The sequence below is a fragment of the Micromonospora sp. D75 genome (genome assembly GCF_018070405.1).
GTDB classification, from domain to species: Bacteria; Actinomycetota; Actinomycetes; order Mycobacteriales; family Micromonosporaceae; genus Micromonospora; species Micromonospora chalcea.
Map to the genome: position 1 here is coordinate 1 of NZ_JAGPXV010000151.1, position 10,336 is coordinate 10,336.

The following is a 10,336-nucleotide window of genomic DNA, read 5'->3' on the forward strand; positions in this document are numbered from 1 at the left end:
CCGACACCCGCACCCGCGAGCTGGTACGCCGCTTCACCGACGCCGCCGTCGCCAAGGACGTCGCCGCTCTCGCCGCCATGCTGCGCGACGACGTGCGCTGCTCGATGCCCCCCACCCCGGGGCTGCAGATCGGCCGGGACGCGGTGGTCGCCGACTGGGTCGCGGACGGCTTCGAGAGCCTGGGCAGCATGCGGGCCGTGCCCACCGCCGTGAACCGGCAGCCCGCCGTCGCGTTCTACCTGTGGCAGGAGAGCGACGGCGCGTACCTGCCGCTCACCGTCGACGCCCTGCGCGTCACCGGCGGGGCGATCACCGAGATCGTCACGTTCCACGCCGACCAGTTCCCGCGCCTCGGGCTGCCCGAGCGCCTGCCGGCCGACCGTACCCCGTAGTGCCGGTGCGGACGCTCGCGCTGCCCGGCGGCGCGCGCGTCGCGGTGGTCGCGGCCCAATGGCATTCCGCGTACGGCGTGGTCACGCGCGGACGGGTGCAGCTGGAGCTGCGCGACGGCGCGCCCGGGCCGGTCCTGCGCCGCGACGCCGGTTTCTGGCTGCGCGACACCGGAGTACGCGCGCTGCGCAACCCCGGCCGTCGTACCGCGACGGTACGAGTCCTGACCCCCGACTTTCGGAGGAGCGACATGATCAGCAGCACCGGCACCGGCGTGGGCTCTCGCCGTTCGCACGGCTTCCGGCGGCTCGCCGTCACCGGCGTCGTCGCCACACTCGTCGCGATGACTGCAACCACGCTCGGCGCGGCGCTCGCGCGGGCCGCCGGCGTCGACTTCGCGATCCCGGACGGCGGTGACGAGGCCATCCCGCTCGGCGGATTCACCGTGGTGACCGGCTTCTTCTCGCTCGTCGGGGTCGTCATCGCCGCCGTACTGCTGCGGTTCAGCGCGCATCCCGCGTCGCGGTTCGTGTGGACGGCGGTGGCGCTGACCACGCTGTCGCTGGCGCCGCCGTTCCTCGTCGGGGCCGCCGCCACGACGAGCGTCACGCTGGTCGCGCTGCACCTGGTCGCGGCGGCGGTGATGATCCCCGCCCTGACGCGAAGCCTGGGCGCGAGGACCGACTGACACTCCGCTCCCGGTGAGTGGGCCGGGCCACAAAACACTCTCGATTCGCAGGGTTCGATCGAAAACGACCGGGCACTCCGATATGGACCGAACGCCGGGCGCCGCAAGTCGGCGCCCGGCACCACGTTCGACCGAGAGGTGACACCATGACCTTCCGCGCCAGGCTCGTCGGAGCCGCACTCGCCGGGACGCTCGCCGCCGGGGCATCGGCACTGGCTGGGGCCTCCGCGGCCAGCGCGCAGGCAGAACCCTGCGTTCAGCGCATCGCCGTGGTGAACAACGCCGCCTTCGTGATGTCCTTCAGCGTTCAGGCGAGCAACGGTCTGGAGACGGCGAACACCGACAACTACCCGATCAACCAGTCGCGGACGATCGATCTCACCACCACGGCGCTGCCGGTCGGCGCCGACGTCCGCCCGGTGGTGGACGCGGTGGCCGGCGCGACGCGGACCCCGAGCAGCTTCGTGTCGTACTGCGAGAACGGGCAGACCGCCACGTACTCGGTGACCGGGACCACGTACGACTACTCGGTCACGCTGATCGGCTGACCGGCACGTCGACGCTTCGGGGCGTCCGCCGCCATGGCGGGCGCCCCGCGCTCGTACGCTACGTTGATCGGGTGCCCGTACCCCGGCTGATTCCCATCGCGCACGAGCCCGGCCACCGGACGGACACGATCGGCCGCTACGACGAAGGGCTGTTCCTCGCCTCGGCGTGGGACCACCACGCGTACGTGCACCTCTTCGACCACCACGGGACGTACCGGAGCTCGACCATCACGCGGGTTCCGGATCGAGGCGCGCTGAGCGAGGCACTCGACGGGCTGCTCGCGAGCCTGCCCGGCAGGTCGTACGGCGACATCGCCGTACAACTGTTCCAGACCCGTCAGGACGGCGTCGTGTTCGGTCTGGTCGACGAGTCCGGCGACCGGGCGGGCGACGGCAGCCACGTCGACTGGGTCGAGCTGTATCCGGATCGCCTAGGGTTCCACGAGCCGTGGGACGGCCTCTACGACACGTGACGGCACACCGACCACATGAGTAAGGGCGGCGTTGTTCCGCCGGTTCGAGGCTGCATGGTCACGGTTCGGCACCGTTGGTCCACCTCTAACGGCTGGAGCTTGCCGTAGGCGCTCCACCGGAGGTCAGAGCGCCTACGGCGATCACTTGGCGTTGAAGTAGTTCGCCTCCGGGTGGTGCACCACGATCGCGTCGGTGGCCTGCTCCGGCACCAACTGGAACTCCTCCGACAACTGCACGCCGATCCGCTCCGCGCCCAGCAGCTCCACGATCTTCGCCCGGTCCTCCAGGTCCGGGCAGGCCGGGTAGCCGAACGCGTACCGGCAGCCCCGGTAGTCGGTGCGCAGCAGACCCGCCAGGTCGGCCGGATCCTCGTCGGCGACCGTGCCGCCGCCGGGCAGCACCAGCTCGGCGCGGATCCGCCGGTGCCAGTACTCGGCCAGTGCCTCGGTGAGCTGCACCGACAGGCCGTGCACCTCCAGGTAGTCGCGGTACTCGTTGCCGGCGAACATCTTCGCCGTGTACTCGCTGATCGGCTGCCCCACGGTGACCAGCTGCAACGCCACCACGTCGAGCTGGTCGCCCTTGGGCCGGAAGAAGTCGGCCAGGCACAGCCGCCGCTCCTGCCGCTGCCGGGGGAAGGAGAACCGGGCCCGCTCGCTGTGCCCGTTCTCGTCCAGCACCACCAGGTCGTTGCCCTCGGAGTACGCCGGGAAGTAGCCGTACACCACGGCCGCCTCCAGCACCTGGTCGGAGATCAGGCGGTCCAGCCAGTACCGTAGCCGGGGCCGGCCCTCGGTCTCGACCAGTTCCTCGTACGACGGGCCCTTGCCGCCGCGGGCGCCGCGCAGCCCCCACTGGCCCAGGAACGTGGCCCGCTCATCCAGCAGCGCCGCGTAGTCGGCCAGCGGCACGCCCTTGACGACGCGGGTGCCGAAGAACGGCGGTTTCGGCACCGCCACGTCCACCGCCACGTCGGAGCGCACCGAGGCGTCGTCCAGTTCGGGCAGCGCCTCGCGCACCTGCGCCCGCTGCCGCTCGCGGCGCTCCCGGCGGGCCGCCAGTGCCGCCTCGCGCTCCGGGTCGATCACCGGCGCGCCGCCGCGCTTGGCCGCCATCACGCGGTCCATCAGGGACAGCCCTTCGAACGCGTCGCGGGCGTAGTGCACCTGGCCCGGGTAGATCGACCGCAGGTCGTCCTCGACGTACGCGCGGGTCAGCGCCGCGCCGCCGAGCAGCACCGGCCAGCGCTCGGCCACGCCCCGGGAGGCCATCTCGGCCAGGTTCTCCTTCATGATCACTGTGCTCTTGACCAGCAGGCCGGACATGCCGATGGCGTCGGCCCGGTGCTCCTCGGCCGCGTCGAGGATCGCGTTGATCGGCTGCTTGATGCCGATGTTGACCACGTCGTAGCCGTTGTTGGACAGGATGATGTCGACCAGGTTCTTGCCGATGTCGTGCACGTCGCCCTTGACGGTGGCGAGCACGATGCGGCCCTTGCCGTCGTCGTCGGTCTTCTCCATGTGCGGCTCCAGGTAGGCCACCGCGGTCTTCATCACCTCGGCGGACTGGAGCACGAACGGCAACTGCATCTGCCCGGAGCCGAACAGCTCGCCGACCACCTTCATGCCGTCCAGCAGCAGGTCGTTGATGATGGACAGCGGCGTACGCCCCTGCGCCATCGCCGTGTCCAGGTCGGCCTCCAGGCCGTTGCGCTCGCCGTCGATGATCCGCCGCTTGAGCCGCTCGTCCAGCGGCAGCGCGGCCAGTTCCTCGGCCCGGGTGGCGCGCGCCGACGCCGCGTCCACGCCCTCGAAGGCCTCGATGAACCGCTGCACCGGGTCGTACCCCTCGCGACGCCTGTCGTACACCAGGTCGAGCGCCACCTCGCGCTGCTCGTCCGGGATCCGCGACATCGGCAGGATCTTGCTGGCGTGCACGATCGCCGAGGTCAGCCCGGCCTGGGCGCACTCGTGCAGGAACACCGAGTTGAGCACCTGCCGGGCCGCCGGGTTGAGGCCGAACGACACGTTGGAGATGCCGGCGGTGAAGTTGACGCCCGGGTAGCGCGCCGCGATCTCCCGGATCGCCTCGATCGTCTCGATGCCGTCGCGGCGGGTCTCCTCCTGCCCGGTGGCGATCGGGAACGTCAGCGCGTCGATGAGGATGTCCTCCCGGCGCATCCCCCACCGGCCGGTCAGGTCGTCGATCAGCCGGGAGGCGACCCGTACCTTCCACTCGCGGGTGCGGGCCTGGCCCTCCTCGTCGATGAGCAGCGCCACGACGGCGGCGCCGTGCTCCTTGACCACCGGCATGACCCGCGCGTAGCGGGAGTCGGGGCCGTCGCCGTCCTCGAAGTTGACCGAGTTGACCACGCACCGGCCGCCGAGCATCTCCAGGCCGGCCTCGATCACCGCCGGTTCGGTGGAGTCCAGCACGATCGGCAGCGTCGACGCGGTGGCGAACCGGCCGGCCAGCTCCCGCATGTCCTGCGTGCCGTCGCGGCCCACGTAGTCGACGCAGAGGTCGAGCAGGTGCGAGCCGTCCCGGGCCTGGCTGCGGGCGACCTCCACGCAGGCCTGCCAGTCCCCGGCGAGCATGGACTCGCGGAACGCCTTCGAGCCGTTGGCGTTGGTCCGCTCCCCCACCATCAGGATGCTGGCGTCCTGGGCGAACGGCACGTGGTGGTAGATCGAGGAGACGCCGGCCTCCGGTTTCGGCTCCCGCGCCACCGGCGCCCGCCCGCCCAGCCGCTCCACCAGCACCCGGATGTGCTCCGGGGTGGTGCCGCAGCAGCCGCCGATCAGGCCCACGCCGTAGTCGGTGACGAACCGCTCCAGCGCGTCGGCCAGCTCGTCCGGGCTGAGCGGGAAGTACGCCCCGTCAGCCGTGAGCACCGGCAGGCCCGCGTTCGGCATCACCGAGATCGGGATACGCGAGTGCTGCGCCAGGTAGCGCAGGTGCTCGCCCATCTCCGCCGGGCCGGTCGAGCAGTTGAGCCCGATCAGGTCGACGCCGAGCGGCTCGATCGCGGTCAGCGCGGCGCCGATCTCGCTGCCCAGCAGCATCGTGCCGGTGGTCTCCACCGCCACCTGACAGATGATCGGCACGTCCCGGCCCGCCTCGGCGCGGGCCCGCTTCGACCCGACCACCGCCGCCTTGACCTGGAGCAGGTCCTGGCAGGTCTCGATGATCAGCGCGTCCGCCCCGCCGGCGATCAGACCGGCGGCGTTCTCCTGGTACGCGTCACGCAGCGAGGCGTAGCTCGCGTGCCCGAGCGTGGGCAGCTTGGTGCCCGGACCCATCGAGCCGAGCACGAACCGGGGGTGCTCCGGCGTCGCGTACTCGTCGGCGGCCTCCCGCGCGATCCGCGCGCCCGCCTCGGACAGCTCCCGGATGCGGCCGGGGATGCCGTACTCGGCGAGGTTGGGCAGGTTCGCGCCGAACGTGTTGGTCTCCACGCAGTCCGCGCCGGCGGCCAGATAGGCGTCGTGCACGCCTCGGACCACGTCCGGCCGGGTCACGTTGAGGATCTCGTTGCAGCCTTCGAGGCCGTCGAAGTCGTCAAGGGTGAGATCGGCGGCCTGGAGCATCGTCCCCATCGCGCCGTCCGCGATCAGGATCCGATCGGCCAGCAGGTCACGCAACGAAATAGGCACATGGCCCAGGTTAGTGCGCCCGAGTACGCCAGACTCACCCGAACCGGGCCTTCCCACATACTGCCCGGCCGACCGGCGTACGCCTTTGCGCCGGTTCGCCCGGGTGGTCACCCTGGGCGACCGGCGCGGCCGACGGGCCGGCCCCGTCGGCGGCACGTAGGCTGGCGGACGTGAAGGACAACAGGGGTGCGACAGTGCGACGGGGCGACGCCGCGCCCGACGAGCAGGGTGAGGTGACGGCGTGACCGAGTTCGACGGGCTGCCGGTACTGCGCTCGCCGGTCGCCATCGCGGCCTTCGAGGGCTGGAACGACGCCGCCGACGCCTCCACCGCCGCCGTGGAACACCTGGAGCAGGTCTGGCAGGCCCGGCAGGTGACCGAGCTGGACCCGGAGGACTTCTACGACTTCCAGGTCAGCCGTCCGACGATCACCATGGCCGACGGGGAGACCCGGCGCGTCGAGTGGCCCACCACGCGGTTCATGGTGGCCAGCCCGGAGGGCACCGAGCGGGACGTGGTGCTGATCCGGGGCATCGAGCCGAGCATGCGCTGGCGGACGTTCTGCGAGCAGGTGCTGGAGATCTGCCACAGCCTGGAGGTCGAGCGGGTGGTGCTGCTCGGCGCGCTGCTGGCCGACGTGCCGTACACCCGGCCGCTGCCGATCAGCGGCAGCGCGTCGGACGCCGACGCCGCCAAGCGCTACCAGCTCACCCCCACCCGGTACGACGGGCCGACCGGCATCGTCGGCGTGCTGCACGACGCCTGCACCCGCGCCGAGGTCGACGCGGTGTCGTTCTGGGTGCACGTGCCGCACTACGCCAACAACCCGCCCTGCCCGAAGGCCACGCTGGCGCTGCTGCACCGGGTCGAGGAGGTGCTCGACCTGCCGGTGCCGATGGCCGACCTGGCCGAGGAGGCCGCCGAGTGGGAGCAGCGGGTGCGCAGCGCCGCCGAGCAGGACGCGGAACTCGGCGAGTACGTGCGTGAGCTGGAGGAACGGGTCGGCGACGCCGGCATCACCCCGTTGACCGGGGACGAGATCGCCCAGGAGTTCGAGAAGTACCTGCGTCGCCGCGGCGGTTCCGCCGGGCCGACAGCGGGTTCCTGGTAGCCGTTTTTCGTCGAAGCCGGGTCCCCTTGCCGGGGCCCGGCTTCTGCGTGTCCGGGGTGGCGCGGTCACACCCTCTAGGGCATCCTAGGAACCTAGCTGTTCTGAGGAGGCCCGGATGCAGATCAACCCCGGCGCGGCCGAGTTCCCGCACCGGCAGATCGCCGCGCAGCTCAAGGCCCAGGTGCGCCGCGGCGACTGGGGTCCCGGCGAGCGGCTGCCGTCCATCCCGGCCATCGCCGAGATGTTCGGCGTCGCCAAGCAGACCGTGCAACGCGCCGTCGACCAGCTGCGGGTCGAGGGCATCCTGATCACCAAACCCGGCTCCGGTACGTACGTCCGGGGCACCCGGCGCCGCCTCAACCGCCTGTCCCGGGGCCGGTACGGCGGCTTCCGCGGCTACCACACCGACCTGGCCGCCCGGTACCGCCAGCAACTCGTCTCGGTCGGCCGCTCCCCCGCCCCGGCCGAGGTGGCCGACGCGTTCGGCGTCGCCGACGGCGCCGAACTGCTCTGCCGCCGGCACCTGGTACGCACCGACGACTCCCCGGTCGAGGTCGGCGCGTCCTGGTTCCTGCCCGCCGACACCGCCGGCACGTCACTGGAGCGGGCCGAGGCGTTCGGCCGCCCGCTCTACCAGGAGGCGGAGGAGGTCACCGGCCGGCGGTACGTCACCGCCACCGACACGATCAGCGCGCGCCAGCCGAGCCGGGAGGAGGCGGAGATCCTCCAGATCCGACCGGACACGCCGGTGCTGCACCTGCTGCACGTGGCGTACGACGAGCGACGCAAGCCGATCGAGGTCGCGCAGGCGACCTGGCCCGGCCCGATGACCACGCTCACCGAGGAGTACAGGATCCCCGCCCCGGCTCCCGACCAGGACCCCGACCCCGGACTGGTCCTGGGCTGACCGCTTTGCCCCCGCCCCGGCGATCTTGCACTTTCCGCCCCGGCAGACGGCGCATTTCCGACACTCCAGGGGCCGCGAGTGCAAGATCGCCGAGGCGTGCCGGCGGGGCCGGCGCACACATGCTCCCGGAACGGCCACGCCCGGGCGGAGCCCCCGGGTCGGGTCGTGCCGGGTGGAACACCGTGGGTGTCAAACCGCCCTCGAGACACCCGTCACGTTCCACCCGCCCGCCGAGCGACGCGATCTTGCGGTTTCGGACCCCGCAAACTGGGGCGAAACGGCGAGAAGGCCGGCCGCAAGTGCAAGATCGGCGAGGCGAGGCGAGGCGGGAGCGAGGCGAGGCGGGAGCGGCGCGAGGACGAGGCGCGGCGCGGGGGCGGGGACGGGTGAGCGAGGGACGGGTGCGCGGGCGGCCGGGTGGAACGGCTACAGGGCGATGCCCAGGAGCGCGTCGACCGTGTCGGTGAACAGCGCCGGGGCTTCCGGGTCGTCCGTGACGCCGTTCAACGCTCCGTCGGCCCAACGGTCAGCCGCCGCCAGAGCGCCCGGCGTGTCCAGATCGTCGGCCAGGCGCTCGCGTACCTCGGCCAGCAACGCCGCCCCCGACGGCCCGGCCGGCGCGGCGGCGGCCCGCCGCCAGCGGCCCAGCCGCTCCCGCGCCTCGGTGAGCAGATCCTCGGTCCAGGAGCGGTCGGTGCGGTAGTGGCCGCTCATCAGCGCCAGCCGCACCGCCATCGGGTCGACCTTGTCGGCCCGCAGCCGGGACACGAAGACCAGGTTGCCCTGGGACTTCGACATCTTCTCGCCGTCCAGGCCGATCATGCCGGCGTGTACGTAGTGGTCGGCGAACGGCGCCTCGCCGGTGAGCCGCTCGGCGTGCGCGGCGGAGCACTCGTGGTGCGGGAAGATCAGGTCGTTGCCGCCGCCCTGCACGTCGATCCGGTCGCCGAGCAGGTTCAACGCGATGACCGTGCACTCGATGTGCCAGCCGGGGCGGCCCGCGCCCAGTTCGCCGCCGGGCCAGGACGGCTCGCCCTCGCGGGCGCCGCGCCACAGCAGCGGGTCGAGCGGGTCGCGCTTGCCGGCGCGCTCCGGGTCGCCGCCGCGCTCGGCGAACAGTTCGAGCATCTCCTCGCGGGACAGGTTCGACTCGTAGCCGAAGCGCGGGGCGGCCGAGATGTCGAAGTAGACGTCGCCGGTGCCGTCGTCGAGCCGGTACGCCGCGCCGTCCTTGAGCAGCACCAGCACCTTCTCGGCAATCTCCGGGATCGACTCGACGGCGCCGACGTAGTGCGCCGGCGGGATCATCCGCAGCGCCTCCATGTCCTCGCGGAACAGCGCGGTCTCCCGCATGGCCAGGACCTTCCAGTCCTCGCCGTCGCGCTCGGCGCGTTCCAGCAGCGGGTCGTCGATGTCGGTGACGTTCTGCACGTACCGCACGTCGAGGCCGGCGTCGCGCCACATCCGCTGCACCAGATCGAACGCGATCATGGTGGCGGCGTGCCCCAGGTGCGTGGCGTCGTACGGGGTGATGCCGCAGACGTACATCGAGGCCGCGCCCTCGGGCCGGCTGGGATGGGCGCCCTGCCGCGCCGAGTCGTACAACCGCAGCGGCACGCCCTCGCCGGGCAGCCGCGGCACCTCGTGTCCCGCCCAAGACTCCATGACCGCCAGCCTAACGATCCGTCAGACGCTCGGGTGCCGCCCTACGGGTGATCAACGCGACAGCGGCTCACATCGGCGGCCAGGGCATCGCCGGCCACTCCTCGGGAGGCAGCGGGAACCGGCCGGTCCCGCGCAGCCGCTCGACGCGGGCCGCCAGCGCCGCCGTCTCGCCGATCGTCAGGTGCTCGGCGAGCTCCTCGCCGAGCGGGCCGCGAAGCTGACCGGCCAGGCCGTCGAGCATCTCCACCGCGTCCGGCGGCAGCTCGCGGCCGGCCCAGCCCCACAGCACCGTACGCAGCTTCTCCTCGACGTGGAAGCTCACGCCGTGGTCGACGCCGTAGATCCGGTCGTCCGGGCCGACGAGCACGTGACCGCCCTTGCGGTCGGCGTTGTTGATCACCGCGTCGAGCACGGCGAGCCGGGCCAGGCGGGGGTCGTCGGCGTGCGCCAGCGCGTACGCGGCGCCGTCGTCGTCGCGGGCCGCGGCCACCGGGAACCAGCGCGGCGGGATCTCCCCCGCCGGCACGAACCCGACCAGTGGCTCGGCGTCGTCCGGCTCGTCGATCCAGAGCTGGCAGGAGCCGGGGCCGAACGGGCCGTCCCGCAGCACCGTGGGCGGCACCAGGTCCCAGCCGGTGGCCCGGGACACCAGGTAGGCGGCCACCTCGCGGCCGGCGAGCGTGCCGTCCGGGAAGTCCCACAGCGGGCGCTCACCGCGTACCGGCTTGTAGACACAGTGGGCGGTGACGTCGCCGAGCGCGACGACGGCGCGCAGCGTGGCGTTGGAGGCGTCGACAAGCCGCCCCTCCAGGGTCAGCTCACCGTCGGCGAGCAGCCGCAGCGCCTCGGCGCCGTCCTGTCGGGGCTGCAGTTCCGACGACGTCACCGGTGATAGCC

The 10,336-nt window shown here is 72.3% G+C and carries 9 protein-coding genes; 6 read left to right on the forward strand and 3 right to left on the reverse strand.

The genetic code is table 11. From position 1 onward, the window contains the following. From KBX39_RS11990 to KBX39_RS12005, 4 genes are all read left to right on the forward strand, one after another. On the forward strand, positions 1-392 hold a 392-nt coding region (locus KBX39_RS11990), incomplete at its 5' end, for a nuclear transport factor 2 family protein (protein ID WP_210870479.1). Positions 393-397: 5 nt separating this feature from the next. After that, entirely contained in the window at positions 398-1,078 is a 681-nt protein-coding gene (locus tag KBX39_RS11995) for a DUF6069 family protein (RefSeq protein WP_312247089.1), read from the forward strand. Positions 1,079-1,224: 146 nt separating this feature from the next. Further along, positions 1,225-1,626 (forward strand): hypothetical protein, encoded by a 402-nt coding sequence (locus tag KBX39_RS12000; RefSeq protein ID WP_069089801.1) that lies wholly within the window; start codon positions 1,225-1,227, stop codon positions 1,624-1,626. Positions 1,627-1,697: 71 nt separating this feature from the next. Next, positions 1,698-2,099 (forward strand): hypothetical protein, encoded by a 402-nt coding sequence (locus tag KBX39_RS12005; RefSeq protein WP_064446112.1) that lies wholly within the window; start codon positions 1,698-1,700, stop codon positions 2,097-2,099. A gap of 141 nt (positions 2,100-2,240) precedes the next feature. Here KBX39_RS12005 and metH read toward each other — a convergent pair whose 3' ends face one another. After that, a complete protein-coding gene (gene metH / locus KBX39_RS12010) occupies positions 2,241-5,756 on the reverse strand; it encodes a methionine synthase (protein ID WP_210870483.1) in 3,516 nt (1,171 codons plus the stop codon). 241 nt (positions 5,757-5,997) lie between these two features. Here metH and KBX39_RS12015 point away from each other — a divergent pair, with 241 nt between their 5' ends. Beyond that, the gene (locus KBX39_RS12015) at positions 5,998-6,867 is read left to right on the forward strand and encodes a PAC2 family protein (RefSeq protein ID WP_030504102.1); all 870 of its coding nucleotides are present in this window, start codon (positions 5,998-6,000) and stop codon (positions 6,865-6,867) included. Positions 6,868-6,982: 115 nt separating this feature from the next. Further along, the gene (locus tag KBX39_RS12020) at positions 6,983-7,774 is read left to right on the forward strand and encodes a GntR family transcriptional regulator (RefSeq protein ID WP_210870485.1); all 792 of its coding nucleotides are present in this window, start codon (positions 6,983-6,985) and stop codon (positions 7,772-7,774) included. A gap of 426 nt (positions 7,775-8,200) precedes the next feature. Here the strand turns inward: KBX39_RS12020 and mshC are convergent, their stop codons facing one another. Together mshC and KBX39_RS12030 are read right to left on the reverse strand one after the other, a co-directional pair. After that, complete coding sequence (gene mshC / locus KBX39_RS12025; protein ID WP_166456059.1) at positions 8,201-9,439, reverse strand: cysteine--1-D-myo-inosityl 2-amino-2-deoxy-alpha-D-glucopyranoside ligase; 1,239 nt, start codon at positions 9,437-9,439, stop codon at positions 8,201-8,203. A 67-nt stretch (positions 9,440-9,506) separates the two neighbouring features. Then, positions 9,507-10,325 (reverse strand): SCO1664 family protein, encoded by an 819-nt coding sequence (locus KBX39_RS12030; protein WP_209961694.1) that lies wholly within the window; start codon positions 10,323-10,325, stop codon positions 9,507-9,509. Positions 10,326-10,336: the final 11 nt, after the last annotated feature.

Coding starts and splice junctions, on each gene's coding strand:
- mshC (WP_166456059.1), bottom strand. CDS start 9,439: ATGGAGTCTTGGGCGGGACACGAGGTGCCGCGGCTGCCCGGCGAGGGC.
- KBX39_RS12000 (WP_069089801.1), top strand. CDS start 1,225: ATGACCTTCCGCGCCAGGCTCGTCGGAGCCGCACTCGCCGGGACGCTC.
- KBX39_RS12020 (WP_210870485.1), top strand. CDS start 6,983: ATGCAGATCAACCCCGGCGCGGCCGAGTTCCCGCACCGGCAGATCGCC.